We start from the raw sequence: 17,492 nt of genomic DNA, 5'->3' as shown, positions 1-17,492 counted from the left end.
CGACCGCCGCAGCCAAGACTGCGCGGTATTGCGTTGTGTGAGGAGAGTCTGAATGAGCCAAGTGTTGGAAGATCTGGTCGACCTGCTGACGCTGGAGCCGATCGAAGAAAACCTGTTCCGTGGCCGTAGCCAGGACCTGGGTTTTCGTCAGCTGTTCGGTGGTCAGGTGCTCGGTCAGTCGCTGTCGGCGGCCAGTCAGACGGTTGAAGAGGCGCGTCATGTGCATTCGATGCACGGCTATTTCCTGCGCCCAGGCGATGCCGGGTTGCCGGTGGTGTATCAGGTTGACCGGGTGCGTGACGGTGGCAGTTTCAGCACGCGTCGGGTGACGGCGATCCAGAAGGGCCACCCGATATTCACGTGCAGTGCGTCGTTCCAGTACGACGAAGAAGGCTTTCAGCACCAGACCGAAATGCCGCAAGTGGTCGGTCCGGAAAACCTGCCATCGGAACTCGAAATCACCCAGCAGCGCGCGCACCTGATCCCCGAGAAAATGCGCGAAAAACTGCTGTGCCCGAAGCCGATCGAATTTCGCCCGGTGACCGAGAAAGATCCCTACAACCCGCTGCCCTCCGATCCGGTCAAGTACGTCTGGTTCCGCGCCGACGGGGCGCTGGCCGATTCGCCGGCGCTGCATAAATACCTGCTGGCCTATGCATCGGACTTCGGTCTGCTGGTCACCTCGATGCAGCCCCACGGCAAGTCGGTGTGGCACAAGGATATGCAGGTCGCCAGCCTCGATCACGCGCTGTGGTTCCACCAGGATCTGCGTGCCGATGACTGGTTGCTCTATGCGATGGACAGTCCGTGGGCGGGCAATTCCCGTGGCTTCTCCCGTGGCAGCGTGTTCAATCGCGCCGGGCAACTGGTGGCCTCGGTCACCCAGGAAGGCTTGATCCGTCACCGCAAGGATTGGGCATGAGCCTGGCCGACGTGCGTCACTGGGTGTTCGACATGGACGGCACCCTGACGGTGGCCGTGCACGACTTCGCGGCGATTCGCGTGGCATTGGCGATTCCTGCCGAACACGACATCCTGACCCACCTCGCCGCACTGCCGGCCGATGAAGCCGCAGCCAAACATGCGTGGCTGCTGGAGCACGAGCGGGACCTGGCCCTTGGTTCGCAACCGGCGCCGGGCGCGGTGGAACTGGTGCGCGAACTGGCCGGGCGTGGTTATCGCCTGGGCATTCTCACGCGCAACGCCCGGGAGCTGGCGCATGTCACGCTGGAGGCCATTGGCCTGGCCGACTGCTTTGCGCTGGAGGATGTGTTGGGCCGCGATGATGCTCCGCCCAAGCCGCATCCGGGCGGGTTGCTGAAACTGGCCGAAGCATGGAAGGTGCCGGCGAGCGAGATGGTGATGGTCGGTGATTACCGCTTCGATCTCGATTGTGGGCGGGCAGCGGGAGCGCGGACTGTGTTGGTGAATCTGCCGGATAATCCATGGCCGGAATTGACCGATTGGCATGCGGCGGATTGTGTTGAGTTGCGGCAGATGCTTTCGGCTTGAGGGCGTTGTTGTCGGGTGAACCGCTTTCGCGAGCAAGCCCGCTTCCACATTTGATCTCGGGTGCTCACAAATGATGTGTACACCGCAGGTCCAATGTGGGAGCGGGCTTGCTCGCGAAGAGGCCCTTCCAGACACCACAAATACTACTGCCCGAACAATGCCTTCTGCCCCTCTGGCGAGGTAAACATCCCATCCCCGTTATGCCCGACCCCGGGCACTTCAACCAATTGCTGCTTCAACCCTTGCAGTTGCAGCCGCTTCAGATAATCGAAGTAAAAACGCCCGCGCGCCAATCGAGACGGCCCTTGCGCCCTGGCTTCACAGCTTTTATCCAGCGCCGGATGATTCGGGTCGGTGTCCTGCTGCCCCAGCAGATAAACGACTTCACGCTTGAGGTAACTTTCCTGCAACTGTGCTGCGGTTTGTCCTTCGGCGTAAGCCGGTAAATCCGCCAGCCCGTACTTCCAGCGATGGAAATTCGGGCAACCGGCGTGGCTGAATGCCACGGGCCTGCGCTCATCGAAATAAGCGTAGGAGGACGGATTGGCGATCACGTAGCGTACCTGCACGCCGGCAGCATCGAGGTCGGATTGCGCGTGACCGAGCAACGCATAGCGCTGAACCACCTGCGCGCCGCCGGAGTGCCCGGCGATGACGATTTGCTTCACATCCGGAAACTGCTGACGGTCACCCAAGCGGGCGATGATTTCGTCGAGCGCCGCGTAGGAACTCAGCCGAAAGGGTGCCGTGGATTCGCCGCCGGCCATCCATTCATTGCCTTGCCAGCGCAAAACGGTGTCGGCCACCGGATGGACCGCAACGTCGGTTTCATTGAGGAATTGCGGGGCGATCACCAGGGTCGTTGCGCTTTGCCCCGCCAGTTCGGCCGCGTGCTCACCACTCTGCAGATAGGTTTGCGCATTGCGCAAGCGACCGTGGAGGATGATCAGCACCCGTTCGATTTTTGCCGGGGCGGGGCTGATGCCCACCGCGATTTCACCTGACTTCAACAGCAGGCGCCCTGAGCTGAGTTCCTTGACCCCATGCTCGGCGGCCTGGGACGTTGTGCAAGTAAACAGAACAACCAACAACCACTTCTTCATTTACAGATTTTTCGCCGCAAAGGTATCGCACTGGCCAACCTGGCCTTGGGCGAAACCGGTTTTGAACCAGCGCACCCGTTGCGCCGACGTACCATGGGTGAATGAGTCCGGGACCACACGGCCCTGACCCTGTTGCTGCAAACGATCGTCGCCGATGGCGTTCGCGGCGTTCAGTGCTTCTTCGATGTCGCCCGGTTCCAGCCAGTTCAGGCGCTTCTGCGCATTGTTGGCCCAGACGCCGGCCAGGCAATCGGCCTGAAGTTCCTGGCGAACCAGCAAACCACCGTCGCCTTCCATCTGCCGGCCTTGTTGGCGCGCTGCCTGAATTTTCGTGGACACCCCAAGCAGGGTCTGCACATGGTGTCCGACTTCGTGAGCGATCACGTAGGCCTGGGCGAAGTCGCCCGCGGCGGAAAAGCGTTGGGACATTTCCTGGAAGAACGCCATGTCCAGGTAGACCTTCTGGTCGGCCGGGCAATAGAAGGGGCCGGTCGCCGAGGTGGCCAGACCGCAGGCCGAATTCACGCGGTTGCTGAACAGTACCAGGGTCGGGTCCTTATATTGGCGGCCGGCCTGCTGGAATATCGCGCCCCAGGTGTCTTCGGTATCGCCGAGGATCGAGCGCACGAATTCCGCGCTCTCATCATTGGCCGGCGGTGCCTGGCGACTCTGGTTGGTGGCGGGCGCCGATTGCTGCTCCATTTGCCCGGTCAGTTGTCCGAGGATCTGCAGTGGATCCTGGCCGGTGATCCAGCCGATGCCGACAATCAGGAGGATCGCCGTCAGGCTCAAACCCTTGCCACCGCCAAAACGCATGCCGCCGCCGCCACCGCCGACATCATCGCCACGGGAGTCGACCACGTTGTCGCTGCGTCGGCCTTTTTTCCATAGCATGTGGGAATCCTCTTCTGTTCCGGGTAAAGCTCCGTGCGATGAGTGTTGCTGCCAAGTGGGAGCGGCGCCAGTCCGATCGTCCGTCTTTTTTTCGCGTACAGGTTGATTCCCGGCCACCCGTGAAGAGTTGCCGAAAAGGTTTCAGGCTTGTATTGAACACGGATAACCCATCGAATTCCGTTGGGCGATGGGTTTTTATCGTGAGGGCGATCGCCGGTCTTGCGGATTATTCGTCGAATGCATCCCACACCGGCGCAAAGTCAGGGCTGACCTGGCGCTCGCGTTTGGACAGGCTGGCGATCAAGGCACGGTCTTCATCATCCAGTCGAACATCGAGTGCCGCGAGATTGGCCAATTGATTGGGCTCGCTGCTGGCCTTGGGGATCGCGGCCACATTGGGTTGATCGAGCAGCCATTTGAGCGCGACCTGCGTCGGCAGTACGCCGTGTTTCGCGGCGATCCGCCGGATGGCCGGAATGTCGGATACCTTGTTGCGTGCCAGTGGCGTGTAGGCTGTCAGCGCAAGATCCTGTTGACGGGCGTAGTCGAGCAGGGCGTTTTGTCCGAGCAGCACGTGGTACTCGACCTGGATCGCCGACAGCGGCGCCCCCAGTTCTTCGACGACTTTGCGTAGCAGGGGCAGTGGAAAATTCGCCACGCCAATGTTGCGCGCCAGGCCTTGCTCCCTGAACGACACCAGGGTTTCTATGGTGCGCGGCAAATCCCAATCGGTGGTTGGCCAATGGAGCATGAACAGGTCGACGTATTCGCTGCGCAGGGCTTTGAGGCTACGGTCCATGGAGTGACGCATGGCGTCGGGTTGCAGTTGGTCCCACCAGACTTTGGTCGTGACGTGGATCTGCTCGCGGGGTGTCGGACTGTTCGCCAGCGCCTGACCGACCGCGTCTTCGTTGTTGTAGGCCGCTGCCGTGTCGATGTGCCGGTAACCCAGGGCCAGAGCCTGCTCCACTGCTCGGGTGCATTCCTCGCCGAGCATTGGCCAGGTGCCGAGGCCGAGTTTCGGCATGTTCAAACCCTGAGCGTTAATGATGTGCTGCATGGTCGATCTCCTTTTCATAAGCAGTGACGCCTGCGATATGGCGCGCGGCGATGTAGCCGAAGGTCAGCGCCGGGCCGAGATTGATGCCGCCAGCGGGGTAGTGACCGCCCATGATGCTGGCCATGTCGCCGCCCGCCGCGTACAGGCCGGCGATGGGTTGCGCCGCGCCGTCCAGGACCTGGGCATGATGGTTGACCTTGAGCCCGGCGAAGGTACCGAAGCAGCCCGGCTGGACTTTCACGGCATAGAAGGGGCCTTGTTCGATCGGCGCGACGCATGGGTTGGGCTGTTGCAGTGCGTCACCCTGCTTGCGGTTGTAGGGTGTGGAACCACGACCGAATTGCGGGTCCTCGCCGTTGCGCGCGTGGCGGTTGTAGTCCGACACGGTGGTGCGCAAGCCAACCGGGTCGATGCCGCAGGCTGCAGCCAATTCCTCAAGGGTGTTGCCGGTTTTCAGATAGCCGCTGCGGATGAAGGATGACAGCGGCACCGGAAATGGCCGAGAGATGCCCAGGCCATATCGACGCTGAAAGCCATGGGTGCAGATCAGCCACGACGCCACTTCTTCACCCGGTGGGGCGGCGGCGACCATGGCCGTGACGTAGTCGTAGTAGCCGTTGGCTTCATTGACGAAGCGCTGGCCGTTGCTCAGCACCCCGATGATGCCCGGCTTGCCGCGCTCGATGATGTGCGGGAAGTGTCCCGTGCTGCCGTCGCTGTGCGGCACCTGCGAAACCGGTGCCCAGGCGACGGCGGACGCCATGTCGGTATTCACCCGGGCACCGGCACTTTCGCCCAGGCGCAGGCCATCGCCGCAAACGCCGAGGGGCGGCAAGGCCAGATGCTCATGCCCGGTCGGTGTGCGGGGGAACAGGGCCTTGCGGCGGTCGATGTCATTGGCGAAACCACCCGCGGCGAGCACCACGGCCTTGCGTGCATGGATGCGCACCGAGCCTTTGGCGGTGTTGACCACCGCGCCTCGTACCTGGTCATTCTCGCGCAGCAATCGGCTCACGGGCGCTGATTCCCAGAGCAACACACCGAGGTCATCGGCGGATTTCGCCAGGCGCGCCACCAAGGCCACGCCGTTGACCAGTTGCATCGCCCGGCCATGTACGACGAGATCGAACAGGTGGCGGCTGAAGCGCCGCGTAACGTGCCAGGCCGCCGACAGTGAACGGGTCAGGTTGAGGAATGCCGTGAGGTCCGCCCCCGCCATGATCGGCATGCCCATGAACGATGTTTCCCGCATGGTTTTGCGCAGACGCTTGAGCAGTGTGCCGACTTTTCGTGCGTCGTACGGGGCGGCGATCACCGAGCGTCCACCGGTGCCGGCCCCCGGCGTGTCGCCATGAATGTCGGCAATGGCGTTGCCGTCGGCGAACTGCAGCGAGGTGTGCTGCTCGAAGAACGACACCATCCGCGGGCCGGCTTCCAGGAAAGCGTCGATCATCGCCGGATCAAAGCGCTCGCCCAGTTCGTGTTTCAGGTAAGTGCGCGGCAGTTCAACGTCTTCGACGATGCCTGCGCGTCGGGCCAGCGGGTTGCAAGGCACCCAGGCCCAGCCACCGGACCAGGCCGTGGCACCGCCGAACACCGGGTCCTTTTCTACCACTATGACTTTCAGTCCATGCCACGCGGCGGTCACGGCCGCCGACAGTCCCGCCGCACCGGAACCAACGATCAGCACATCGCAGTCGATGTCGGGAAGAAAGTGCGCTTGGGCAGGCATTGTTTGAACTCCGGTGTTTTATTGTTTTGGAATCTTGTTCCAGAAAATATAAGAATCAGGTGAAGCCGAACAAGTCTTGAGGGTGTAAAACGGGCGGTTATCGAACGTTCAGTTCCAGATTTCGCATTCGTTCAGATGTCTTCTAGAATCGAGCAAATTTTGCGTGGAAGCGACCATGGCCGGCAGTCAGATCGAACGTGTTTTCAGTGTGCTCGAAAGTCTCACCAGCGATCCCCGTGGCCTGCCGATGCAGACCCTGGCAGAGCAACTGGATATCCCCAAGAGCGCGACCCATCGCCTGCTGGCCGAGCTGATCCGCCTCGGTTACGTGCGGCAGAATCCGGATAATCTGCGTTATCACCTCTCGACCAAACTGGTGGCGATGGGCTTCCGTTACCTGTCGAGCAGCGGTGCCGACATCGTGCAGCCAGTGCTTGACCGCTTGGCGCAGGAAACCGGCGAACTGGTGCGTCTCGGGGTGATCGACGGTGAGCGTCAGACCTGGATCGCCAAGTCCCAGGGCGCGCGCTCCGGTCTGCGTTACGACCCGGACATGGGCCGCGATGCGCCGTTGTTTTACACCGCCTCGGGGCATGCGTGGCTGGCCTGCATGAGCGATGCCGAAGCCTTGTCGCTGGTGGAGCGGCAGGGCGCACAAGTGCCGGAACATGTGGGGCCGAACGCGCCGCGCTCGAACATCGAATTGCTCGAACGCCTGCGTCTGGCGCGGGACCAGGGCTACGCCTGGGTCGAGGAGAGCTCGGCGGTCGGCACTTCGGCGATTGCGGCAGTGGTGCGCCATCCCGCCGATGGGCGGGTGATCGGCGTGCTCAGCATCGCCGGGCCGAGTGCACGGATGCCGGGGGCGCGGCTGCATGAGCTGGCGCCGTTGTTGCTGGCGTACACCGAGGAGTTGTCGGCGGCGAGTCTGGCCTCGGAGTTGTTCAACTAAGGCCTGTGCAAATCGACTGTGGGAGCGGCGGTGCGGCGATCCGACTTGCTCGCGAATGCGGTGTGTCATGGGATCTGGATGGCGCTGACTCACTGCATTCGCGAGCAAGCCCGCTCCCACATTTTGAACAGTGTTCAGCTTGAGAAGCTGTGCGCTGTTCGAACACTTTCAGGATAGGTCTGTGTAAGAATCTGGAACCAGGTTCTAAATTATTGGAGTTCATCGCTCCAATAACACTCACAAGAGGACCGTATCTTGAATTCGCCACTTCGCATCGCCCTGATCGGTGCTGGCAACATGGGCCAGCAGCACTACCAGCATCTGCAATCCCTGACTGAAGCGACGTTGTGCGCCGTGGCCGATCCGGGACCGCAGGCGGCCAGTCTTGCGGCGCAATGGGGCGTAGCCTGTTTCGCCGATCATCGTCAGATGCTGGAGCAGGCGAAACCGGACGCCGTGATAGTCGCCAACCCGAACACGCTGCACGTCAGCACGGCCCTCGATTGCCTCGCGGCCGGCGTGCCGGTATTGCTGGAAAAACCGGTGGGCGTGCACCTGGATGAAGCCAGGGAGCTGGTGACTGCCTCGAAGGCGAGTGGCGTTCCGGTACTGGTCGGACATCATCGTCGCCACAATCCGCTGATCGTCCGCGCCCACGAGCTTGTCCACAGCGGCGCATTGGGTCGGTTGACCACGGTAACGGCGCTCTGGCAGTTGCGCAAGCCCGACAGCTATTTTGAAACACCCTGGCGCCGCGAGGCCGGCGCGGGGATGCTGTTGACCAACCTGATCCACGACCTCGATCTGCTGCGGCATTTGTGCGGTGAAGTGCGCCAGGTTCAGGCCATCACCAGCAACGCCATTCGCGGGTTTGCCAACGAAGATTGCGCGGCAATACTGCTGCAATTCGACAACGGTGCACTGGGCAGCCTGACCGGCTCCGATGCGGTGGCTGCACCCTGGAGCTGGGAGCTGGATTCGGGGGAGAACCCGGTGTATCCGCGTCATCCTGATCAACCGTGCTACTTGCTGGCCGGGACAGGTGGGGCGCTGAGTATTCCGCAGCTTAAACGCTGGCACTACAACGAAGTCGATGGCGGCTGGCATCAACCGTTGCTGGCAACCCAGGAAAGCTTCAGTGCCGATGAAGCCCTGCGCTTGCAGTTGCAGCACTTCGTGCGAGTTGCGCGCCGGGAGGTCGAGCCGCTGGTGAGTGCCGCCGATGCCGCGCGTACGTTGGCGCTGATTGAAGCCATCCGCGAAGCCGCCGAAACCGGGCGTGCCTGCGCGCCATCCTTGATCGAGGGGTGAGCATGAGCGAGCGTATCTTCTCCCTGGCCAGCCTGACCGTGCTGGAGTTATCACCGCCCGACATGGTCGAGGTCGCCGCGCGGGCCGGTTACAGTCATGTCGGCTTGCGCCTGGTACCGGCAACCCCTGAGGAACACCATTTTGCCTTGGTGGCCGACAGCGAATTGCGGCGCCAAACCCTGGCGCGTCTGCGCGATACCGGTATCGGGGTGCTGGACGTCGAAATTCTGCGTCTCAAGCCGGAGACCGTTGTTACCGACTTCGAGAAAATCCTGGCGGTGGGTGCCCAATTGGGTGCCAGTGAATTGCTGGTGGCCGGCAACGACCCTGATGAACAACGGCTGACGGAACATTTTGCCGAACTCTGTGATCTGGCGGCACTCTACGGGCTGCACCCGCATCTGGAGTTCATGCCCTGGACCGATGCGCGCAATCTTCAACAAGCCGTGCGTATTGTAGAAAACGCCGGGCGGGGAAACGGCGGAGTGCTGGTGGACGCCTTCCACTTCGATCGTTCGGGATCGCGCCTGGAAGATCTGGCCAAAGTTGCTCCCTCACGGTTACGGTATGCACAGTTGTGTGACGTCGCAGGACTACGGCCGACCGATATGGCGGAGATCTTGCGCCAGGCGCGTAACGAACGGCGTTTTCCCGGCGATGGCGATTGTGATCTGCAGGGGTTGTTGGGGATTTTGCCGGCTGACATTCCATTGAGCCTGGAGATTCCCACCGTGCAGTTGCTGGAGCAGGGCGTGAGTGGGTTGGAGCGGGCGCAGATGGCGCTGGATAAAACCCGGGAATTGTTTGCGCGGCTGTAATCGGTGCTGCGCACCTATCGCGGGCAAGCCACGCTCCCACAGGTTCTATGCTGACTGGGTGGAAGCGTGGTTTGCCCGTGATGCTTTTGACTTTATGTAAGGAAACCCAATGACCGTCAGCACCCCGCTTTCCGGCGTCAATCAGCCCTTCAAAGGGATCCTGCTGATCATTGTCGCAACCTTCCTGTTTTCCACCCACGACGCCTTTTCCAAATACCTCTCCGGTTTCTATCCCATTGTCATGGTGGTCTGGGCGCGCTACGTGGTTCACACCTTGTTGATGGCCGGGATTTTCCTGCCGCAGTCCGGGTTGCGGGTGCTGCGTACCAAACGGCCATTGCTGCAGGTGATCCGGGCGCTGTGCCTGCTGGGCACCAGTCTGTTTTTCACCACGGGGCTGATGTACATCCCGCTGGCCGAGGCCACGTCGGTCAACTTCCTCGCTCCGGTACTGGTCACCGCGCTGTCGGTACCGCTGCTTGGCGAACGGGTGACCCGGGGGCAATGGCTGGCGGTGATTTTCGGTTTTAGCGGAGTGCTGATCATCGTTCACCCCGGGGGCGATCTGTTTACCCCGGCGGTGTTGCTGCCGTTCTGCTCGGCGCTGTTTTTCTGCTTCTACCAACTGCTGACCCGCAAGCTCAGTGAGATCGACAGCCCGACCACCAGTAACTTCTTCGCAGGCTTGTGCAACACGCTGGTGATGAGTGCGCTGGTGCCGTTCTTCTGGCAGACGCCGAACCTGGTGCATGGCGCGATGATGCTGGCGCTGGGGGCCTGCGGGATGACGGCTCACCTGTTCCTGACCCAGGCTTTCCGCCTCGCGGCACCGGCACTGCTGGCACCGTTCAGCTATTGCCAGATCATCTTCGCCGGCCTGCTGGGCTGGCTGCTGTTTTCCCATACGCCGACACTGACCACCGTGCTCGGCATCGCCGTGATCTGCTGCAGCGGGTTGGCGGCGGCGTGGCAGCAAAGCCGCAAGTAGAAAGTAACCGGAAAACAACGGTGGGAGCGGGCTTGCTCGCGAAAGCGGAGTGTCAGTCACCATAAATATCGACTGACACTGCGCATTCGCGAGCAAGCCCGCTCCCACAGGGGCATTGCGCTTAACTTTAGTCAGTGACGGTCGGAATCTTGCGCGGTGCCATGAAGTACATCCAGATCAGCGCGATGAAGTACATCGCCGGAATCATGGTGAACAGCACGGTGTAGTTGTTGTTGGTGATGGTCAGGATGTGGCCGACCAGTTGGGTCATGAACATCCCGCCAATCGCCGCACACATGCCACCGAAGCCGAACACCGTACTCATCATGTGCTTGGGCGTGTAGTCCATCACCAGGCTCCAGATGTTCGCGGTCCAGGCCTGGTGCGCGCCGATGGCCAGGGAGATGGCGGCCACCGCGACCCACAGGTTGCTGGAACCGGCCGCCATGATCACGCCGATGATGCAGCAGGCGAACAGGAACATGGACATCAGTCGCGCCTTGATCGGGTTGACGCCGCGACCGATCAGGAACGAGGAGAGGATGCCGCCGCCAACGCTACCGAAGTCGGCAGTGAGGTAGATGATGATCAGCGGGATACCCATCTGGGTGACGTTGATGCCCAGGTTGTATTGCTGGTTGAGGAACGGCGGCAGCCAGTACAGGTAGAACCAGAACACCGGTGCGGTGATCGAGTAGGCGAGGGCGAAGGCCCAGGTGCCGCGCATGCGCAGGATTTTCGAGAACGGCACGCGGGTTTGTTCCGGCTCGACTTCTTTCTGGATGTAGTCCAGCTCCGACTGTTTCACGCTCGGGTGGTCTTCCGGGTTGAAGTACTTCAAACCCCAGAACAACAGCCAGATCCCGCCCAGTGATGCCATGCACAGGAACGCGGCTTGCCAACCCCAGACGTGCAGGATCAGTGGCAGCAGCATCGGCGTGAACATCGCGCCGACGTTGGTCCCGGCGTTGAAAATACCGGTGGCTACCGCACGTTCACCGGCCGGGAACCACAGGCGCGTGGTTTTCACGCAGGCCGGGTAGTTGGCCGCTTCGGTCAGGCCGAGGATGAAGCGGCAGACCATGAAGCCGACCGCCGAAGTGGCCAGGCCGTGGGCACCGGTCGCCAGGCTCCAGAGCAGCACGGCGCAGAAGAACACGCGCTTGACGCCGACCCGGTCGATCAAACGGCCTTGCAGCACGAAACCGATGGCGTAACCGACCTGGAACCAGAAGTTGATGTTGGCGTAGTCCATCGCCGTCCAGCTCATTTCCTTGGCCAGGATAGGCTGCATCACGCCCAGGGCGGCGCGGTCGATGTAGTTCAGGGTGGTGGCGAAAAACACCAGCGCCAGCATGCCCCAACGGGTTTTGCCGACTGCCATGGCGCCGCGAATCTTGTCGCCGATGCCACCTGTGGCGGTGCTCATGGCAGGTGCCATGCGAGAACTTTGAGAAGGAATCATGTGTGCCATCCGTTCAATGACTGACAAGCGGGGCTCGTCGTGACTTCAAGGGCGCGTGATCAATCGGTCTGTCGCGGCGTGCGCGAAAGGGCTGATCGGCTGTGTTCGTCGGCTGACGGGTTATTCAGCGAGCGGCACGGTTGTGCCGGCGGAGCGCGGGGTTCGGATGGACGCCAGGCAAGGCGTAATGACGGTAGAGCGAGTGAGCAAGGCGTTGAATGAGCGCATGAGCGTATACCCGTTTTTTGAAATTTTTATGTGGTGTTCTGGGTCTTGTTGACCGGGGCCGACGATTTCAAGACCGGACCCAATGTGGTGTTGATGTTGCGCAGTGAACAAAAAATCGTCAATTCGCTATCGGCCATTGTGTTCGATAATCGCACGCAAAACTAACTGGGTAGTACACTTTAAATTGCTCAATGCATCGACCAGCTCAATAATCCGTCCACTCTTTTAAAAGCGGCGCAAATTCCCTGTAGCCGAAGCCTCCACCGGGAGCCGAAACATGCAGCGTTCCATTGCCACCGTATCCTTGAGCGGTACCCTGCCGGAAAAACTCGAAGCCATTGCCGCCGCCGGGTTCGACGGCGTCGAGATTTTCGAGAACGACCTTCTCTACTACGACGGTAGTCCACGGGAAATTAAACAGATGTGCGCCGATCTCGGGATCGCCATCACCCTGTTTCAACCGTTCCGTGATTTCGAAGGCTGCCGCCGCGATCGCCTGTCGCGCAACCTGGAACGCGCCGAGCGCAAATTCGACCTGATGCAGGAGCTGGGCACTGACCTGGTGCTGGTGTGCAGCAATGCCTCGGCCGAGTCCATCGGTGATGAACAGGTTCTGGTCGACGACTTGCGACTGCTGGCCGAGCACGCCGGGGCACGTGGCCTGCGCATCGGCTACGAAGCACTGGCCTGGGGCCGGCATGTGAACACCTGGCAACAGGTGTGGAACATCGTGCGTCAGGCCGATCACCCAAGCCTCGGTGTGTTGCTGGACAGCTTTCACACCCTGTCGCTCAAGGGCGATCCAAGTGCTATCGCCGAGATCCCCGGCGACAAGATTTTCTTCGTGCAAATGGCTGACGCGCCGATCCTGGCCATGGACGTGCTGGAGTGGAGCCGGCATTTTCGCTGCTTCCCGGGCCAGGGTGAATTCGACTTGCCGGGCTTCCTCGCGCCGATCATCAAGAGTGGCTACACCGGGCCTCTGTCGCTGGAAATCTTCAACGATGGCTTCCGCGCCGCGCCGCCACGAGCCAACGCCGCCGACGGCTTGCGTTCGTTGCTGTACCTGGAAGAGAAAACCCGCGAGCGTCTGGCCCAGGAAGCCAAGCCTGCGACCAACTCTGAGATTCTGTTCGAAACGCCCAAGGCCAGTGAGTACAACGGCATCGAGTTTCTCGAGTTCGCCGTGGACGAAAGCCTCGGCGCCAAGCTCTCGCATTGGCTTGAGCGACTGGGTTTCGTCAAGGCCGGGCAGCATCGTTCCAAGAGCGTCAGCCTGATGCGCCAGGGCGATATCAATTTGATCCTCAACTCTGAACCTTACTCCTTCGGCCACAGCTTTTTCGAAGCCCACGGCCCTTCGTTGTGCGCTACCGCCGTGCGAGTCAAGGACAGCGCCAGTGCGCTGGCACGAGCCGTGGCTTACAAGGGTCAACCCTATCGCGGGCTGGTGGGCCCCAATGAACTGGAACTGGCGGCGGTGCGTGCGCCGGATGGCAGCCTGATTTATCTGGTGGACCAGGATGCCGACGTCTACGGTACCGACTTCAATCTGCTGGCGGATGCACCGGTCAGCGGTGGCCTCAAGCGCATCGACCACATGGCCATGGCGCTGCCGGCCGACAGCCTCGACAGCTGGGTGCTGTTCTATAAGAGCCTGCTGGATTTCGAGGCAGACGATGAAGTCGTGCTGCCGGATCCTTATGGTCTGGTGAAGAGCCGTGCCTTGCGTAGCCGGGACAGTTCGATCCGCCTGCCACTGAACATTTCCGAGAACCGCAACACCGCGATCTCACACGCGCTGTCGAGTTATCGCGGCTCCGGCGTGCACCACATCGCGTTTGATTGTGATGACATCTTTGCCCAGGTCAGCCGTGCAAAAGAGGCGGGCGTGCCGCTGTTGGATATTCCGCTCAACTACTACGATGACCTGGCGGCGCGGTTCGATTTCGACGACGAGTTCCTCAGTGAGCTGGCCTACTACAATGTGTTGTACGACCGCGACGCCCAGGGCGGTGAACTGTTTCATGTGTACACCGAGCCTTTCGAGGGGCGGTTCTTCTTCGAGATCATCCAGCGTAAAAACGGTTATGCCGGTTACGGCGCGGCCAACGTCGCGGTGCGCCTGGCGGCCATGGCCAAATCCCGTAGTGGCGCATTGCGCCAGGCGAAGTTGTAGGTAATTCGTAAACGCGGGATTAAACGTGGGCCGCGCGGCTTCCTTCACTGTGCCGCGCAGCCCATAATCGCCAGCCTGTGCAGTGATGGCCGTGAGCCCGCAATGACAATGACTTCAGAACTCCCCGCAGCCTCCGTAGAACCTGGTGCCGAGCCGCGCAAGAGTCGCAAGAACAACCCGGAAAAGACCCGCGAAAACATCCTGCAGGAGGCGATTGTCGAATTCGTCCAGCAGGGGCTTTCCGGTGCCCGCGTCGATGCCATCGCCGAGCGTATCCACACCTCCAAGCGCATGATCTATTACTACTTCGGCAGTAAGGAACAGCTCTACGTCGAGGTGCTGGAGAAACTCTACGGCGATATCCGCAACACCGAAAATCGCCTGCACCTGGCAGAGCTGGCGCCGGTCGAAGCCATTCGGCGGCTGGTGGAGTTCACCTTCGATCACCATGATCGCAACGTCGATTTCGTGCGCATCGTCAGTATCGAGAACATTCACAACGCCGAGTACGTGAAGCGCTCCGATGCGATCAAGGCGATGAACAACACTATCCTCGATTCACTGGGCGAGATTCTGCGTCGCGGCGCCGAGCAGGGGCTGTTCCGTACCGGGCTTGATCCGCTGGACGTGCATTTGCTGATCAGTTCGTTCTGCTTCTATCGCGTCTCGAACCGCCACACCTTTGGTGAGATTTTTCAGATCGACCTGCCGGACGAACGTATCAAGCAGCGTCATCGGGAGATGATTTGCGAGTCGGTTCTGCGGTACCTGCAAGCCTGAGGCGAGGTGAGGGGGTTGCCCCCTCACTTCACTCATTCAGTCATTCATGCTCTGGAAGTGCTCAAGCATCCGCTGGGCATCCGGGACTACGCCGCTGAACAACTCGAATGCTTTGACCGCCTGAAACACCGCCATGTTGCCGCCGTCCAGCGTCCGGCAACCGAGGGCGCGGGCATTGCGCAGCAGTTCGGTTTCCAGTGGGAAGTAAACGATCTCCGCCACCCACAATTCGGCTCGCAGCAGCTCCACTGGCACCGGCATGCCCGGCAGTTTTTTCATGCCCATCGGCGTGGTGTTCACCAGGCCGTCAGCCTGTGCCATGGCATCGGGCAGGTCATACCCGGCCACCGCCCGACTGACGCCGAAATGCTGATTGAGGTTGTCAGCCAGATCCTGGGCGCGGCGGATGTCCACGTCAAAAATGCTCAGCTGTTGTACGCCTTCGCTCAACAACGCGTGGGCCACCGCCGCACCTGCGCCGCCGGCGCCCATCTGTACGACACGTTCAACGGCAACGCCTTTCAAACCCCGGCGAAACCCCTCGGCAAAGCCCAGGCAATCGGTGTTGTGGCCGATGCGTTTGCCATCTTTGAGCACCACCGTGTTGACCGCACCGATACCGCGGGCCTCCGGCGAAAGTTCGTCGAGCAGCGGGATGATTGCCTGCTTGCATGGAAAGGTAATGTTCAGCCCGGTGTAGTTCATGCGCTCGGCAGCCATCAACAGGTCGGGCAGGGCGTTGCTGTCGAGCTTCAACTGATCAAGATCAATCAGGCGATACAGGTAGCGCAGCCCCTGGGCATCGCCTTCATGCTCGTGCATGGCCGGTGTGCGGGACGCCTGGATGCCGGCGCCAATCAGCCCGGCCAGTATCACGTGGTTCTGAGTCACGGCGATCACCCCTTCAAACGATGACTGAAGTGTTCCAGCGCCAGGCGATAGCCATGACTGCCAAAACCGGTCATCACCGCCGTTGCAATGGCGGATACGAACGAATGGTGGCGGAACGGCTCGCGGGCGTGCACGTTGGACAGGTGGACTTCGATCACCGGCAGTTCGCTGGCGACCAGGGCGTCGCGGATGGCGACCGAGGTGTGGGTCCACGCGGCAGGATTGATGACGATCCCGGCGCAGCGACCGCGGGCGGCGTGAATCCAGTCGAGCAATTCGCCTTCATGGTTGGTCTGGCGAAACTCCACCGCCAGGCCGAACTCTTCGGCGGCGCGTGCGCACAGGGCCGAAATGTCTGCCAGGGTTTCGTGGCCGTAAGTCGCCGGTTCACGGGTGCCGAGCAGGTTCAGGTTCGGGCCGTTGAGCACCAGAACGATAGGGGACATTGGAATCTCTCCACTTGTTATTTTTGGAATCGGCCGAGTGTTTCAGCCTGTGGAGATAAATTGTACTAACTAGTTAATTTGGTCAATTGAAGTGAAGGTATGCCGGCTGTTTGTGGGCGGTGATCGGACACTTTTGCTGTTCAGCGCGGCAAATGCTCCACCAGAAAATCAATGAACGCCCTCAAGCGCAGCGGTACATGGCGACTTTGCGGGTACAGCAAGGTAAACGGCCGCGATCGCCCGCCATAGGGCTTGAGCACTTCCACCAGCGAGCCGTCGGCCAGTTCCTTTTCAACGATAAACCGGTAGGTCTGAAACAACCCCGCCCCGTGTTTGGCCAGGGTCACACCGCCCAGCACATCGTCGGAGCAACTGAGGTTGCCCTCGGCCAGAATCTCCCGGGGCACGCCTTCATCGTTGAACAGCCAGGCAATGCGTCGGCCGCTGCTGGGCAATTCGTACTGGACGCATTCGTGGTTTTCGAGGTCGTCGAGGGTTTGCGGAGTGCCGGCCCGTTTCAGGTAATCAGGACTGGCGATCATCACCAGGGCGGCATCTTCCAACGGTCGGGCGATCAGGCCGGAATCCGGGATGGCTCGCACGCGAATCGCCATGTCGTAGCCTTCGCCGACGAAGTCGATGTTGCGATTACTGATGTGCGACTCGACCTTCACCGCCGGATAGCGCGCCCGAAATTCGGGCAACAGCGGCAGAACTCGATGATGCGCGTAGGTGGTCGGAATACTGATGCGCAACGCACCGGACGGCACTTGCTGCTGGCCCATCACCTCGCGCTGGGCCTCGACCAGTTGCGCAAGGGCCTGGCGACATTCTTCGTAGTAACGGCGACCACTGTCGGTCAGCTTCACACTACGCGTGGTGCGCGCGAACAGGCGCACACCAAGGCGTTCTTCCATGCGCGACACCGAACGGCTCACGGCAGCGGGGGTGACACCCGCCACCAGCGCCGCGGCAGTAAAACTGCCGGCCTCGGCGGCCAGGCAAAACAGCTCGATGCTGCCCAACTGAAGATCGTCGAATTGTCGCTGCATGATTGATTACACCGGGGATCAGATGAAGAAACTGGACCAGTATTTATCAGTCTTGCGCGCACGAATACAAAAAAACCGTCA

16 protein-coding genes are annotated in these 17,492 nt (G+C 61.0%); 8 read left to right on the top strand and 8 right to left on the bottom strand.

Going from position 1 to position 17,492, the window contains the following annotated elements; all coding sequences use genetic code 11:
• Nucleotides 1-52 precede the first annotated feature (52 nt).
• Both tesB and PspS34_RS24360 read left to right on the top strand, forming a co-directional pair.
• Nucleotides 53-922 carry an acyl-CoA thioesterase II gene (gene tesB / locus PspS34_RS24365; RefSeq protein ID WP_090451550.1) on the top strand — a complete coding sequence of 290 codons (870 nt, stop codon included), beginning with the start codon at nucleotides 53-55 and terminating at the stop codon, nucleotides 920-922.
• Nucleotides 919-1,512, top strand: a complete 594-nt coding sequence (locus PspS34_RS24360; RefSeq protein WP_008052432.1) for an HAD family hydrolase — start codon at nucleotides 919-921, stop codon at nucleotides 1,510-1,512. Before tesB ends, PspS34_RS24360 begins: the two co-directional genes overlap by 4 nt.
• Nucleotides 1,513-1,655: 143 nt before the next feature.
• Here PspS34_RS24360 and PspS34_RS24355 read toward each other — a convergent pair whose 3' ends face one another.
• The 4 genes from PspS34_RS24355 to PspS34_RS24340 all read right to left on the bottom strand — a co-directional run bounded on the left by PspS34_RS24355 (nucleotide 1,656) and on the right by PspS34_RS24340 (nucleotide 6,301).
• On the bottom strand, nucleotides 1,656-2,615 hold the full coding sequence (locus tag PspS34_RS24355) for an alpha/beta fold hydrolase (protein WP_154862140.1): 960 nt from the start codon (nucleotides 2,613-2,615) through the stop codon (nucleotides 1,656-1,658).
• Nucleotides 2,616-3,509: a neutral zinc metallopeptidase gene (locus PspS34_RS24350; protein ID WP_154862141.1), complete on the bottom strand. Its 894-nt coding sequence runs from the start codon at nucleotides 3,507-3,509 to the stop codon at nucleotides 2,616-2,618.
• Nucleotides 3,510-3,735: 226 nt separating this feature from the next.
• Nucleotides 3,736-4,569, bottom strand: a complete 834-nt coding sequence (locus PspS34_RS24345; RefSeq protein WP_154862142.1) for an aldo/keto reductase — start codon at nucleotides 4,567-4,569, stop codon at nucleotides 3,736-3,738.
• A complete protein-coding gene (locus tag PspS34_RS24340; protein ID WP_154862143.1) occupies nucleotides 4,553-6,301 on the bottom strand; it encodes an FAD-dependent oxidoreductase in 1,749 nt (582 codons plus the stop codon). The genes PspS34_RS24345 and PspS34_RS24340 overlap by 17 nt, the downstream gene beginning before the upstream one ends.
• 175 nt (nucleotides 6,302-6,476) lie before the next feature.
• Here PspS34_RS24340 and PspS34_RS24335 point away from each other — a divergent pair, with 175 nt between their 5' ends.
• The 4 genes from PspS34_RS24335 (at nucleotide 6,477) to PspS34_RS24320 (ending at nucleotide 10,370) form a co-directional block, all read left to right on the top strand.
• The gene (locus tag PspS34_RS24335; RefSeq protein ID WP_154862144.1) at nucleotides 6,477-7,253 is read left to right on the top strand and encodes an IclR family transcriptional regulator; all 777 of its coding nucleotides are present in this window, start codon (nucleotides 6,477-6,479) and stop codon (nucleotides 7,251-7,253) included.
• A 255-nt stretch (nucleotides 7,254-7,508) separates the two neighbouring features.
• Nucleotides 7,509-8,564, top strand: coding sequence for a Gfo/Idh/MocA family oxidoreductase (locus tag PspS34_RS24330; protein ID WP_154862145.1), 1,056 nt, complete (start codon nucleotides 7,509-7,511; stop codon nucleotides 8,562-8,564).
• Between the two features lie 2 nt (nucleotides 8,565-8,566).
• A complete protein-coding gene (locus PspS34_RS24325) occupies nucleotides 8,567-9,382 on the top strand; it encodes a sugar phosphate isomerase/epimerase (protein ID WP_154862146.1) in 816 nt (271 codons plus the stop codon).
• 109 nt (nucleotides 9,383-9,491) lie between these two features.
• A complete protein-coding gene (locus PspS34_RS24320) occupies nucleotides 9,492-10,370 on the top strand; it encodes a DMT family transporter (RefSeq protein ID WP_057713203.1) in 879 nt (292 codons plus the stop codon).
• A gap of 127 nt (nucleotides 10,371-10,497) precedes the next feature.
• Here the strand turns inward: PspS34_RS24320 and PspS34_RS24315 are convergent, their stop codons facing one another.
• Entirely contained in the window at nucleotides 10,498-11,835 is a 1,338-nt protein-coding gene (locus PspS34_RS24315; RefSeq protein ID WP_154862147.1) for an MFS transporter, read from the bottom strand.
• Between the two features lie 505 nt (nucleotides 11,836-12,340).
• Between PspS34_RS24315 and quiC the strand changes: the two genes are divergently transcribed.
• Nucleotides 12,341-14,242, top strand: coding sequence for a 3-dehydroshikimate dehydratase QuiC (quiC, locus tag PspS34_RS24310; RefSeq protein ID WP_057713205.1), 1,902 nt, complete (start codon nucleotides 12,341-12,343; stop codon nucleotides 14,240-14,242).
• 102 nt (nucleotides 14,243-14,344) lie between these two features.
• Nucleotides 14,345-15,022: a TetR family transcriptional regulator gene (locus PspS34_RS24305; RefSeq protein WP_057713206.1), complete on the top strand. Its 678-nt coding sequence runs from the start codon at nucleotides 14,345-14,347 to the stop codon at nucleotides 15,020-15,022.
• 36 nt (nucleotides 15,023-15,058) lie between these two features.
• On the opposite strand, the gene PspS34_RS24300 is transcribed toward PspS34_RS24305, so the two are convergent.
• The 3 genes from PspS34_RS24300 to PspS34_RS24290 all read right to left on the bottom strand — a co-directional run bounded on the left by PspS34_RS24300 (nucleotide 15,059) and on the right by PspS34_RS24290 (nucleotide 17,411).
• Nucleotides 15,059-15,913, bottom strand: a complete 855-nt coding sequence (locus PspS34_RS24300) for a shikimate dehydrogenase (protein WP_057716559.1) — start codon at nucleotides 15,911-15,913, stop codon at nucleotides 15,059-15,061.
• Between the two features lie 5 nt (nucleotides 15,914-15,918).
• Nucleotides 15,919-16,359 carry a type II 3-dehydroquinate dehydratase gene (gene aroQ / locus PspS34_RS24295; RefSeq protein WP_154862148.1) on the bottom strand — a complete coding sequence of 147 codons (441 nt, stop codon included), beginning with the start codon at nucleotides 16,357-16,359 and terminating at the stop codon, nucleotides 15,919-15,921.
• 140 nt (nucleotides 16,360-16,499) lie between these two features.
• The gene (locus PspS34_RS24290) at nucleotides 16,500-17,411 is read right to left on the bottom strand and encodes a LysR family transcriptional regulator (RefSeq protein ID WP_154862149.1); all 912 of its coding nucleotides are present in this window, start codon (nucleotides 17,409-17,411) and stop codon (nucleotides 16,500-16,502) included.
• Between the last annotated feature and the right edge of the window lie 81 nt (nucleotides 17,412-17,492).

It is taken from the genome of Pseudomonas sp. S34, assembly GCF_009866745.1.
In the GTDB taxonomy this organism is placed as follows: Bacteria; Pseudomonadota; Gammaproteobacteria; order Pseudomonadales; family Pseudomonadaceae; genus Aquipseudomonas; species Aquipseudomonas jessenii.
Note: the sequence above shows the minus strand (reverse complement) of the source record. Positions and strands in the feature narration are given on the sequence as shown.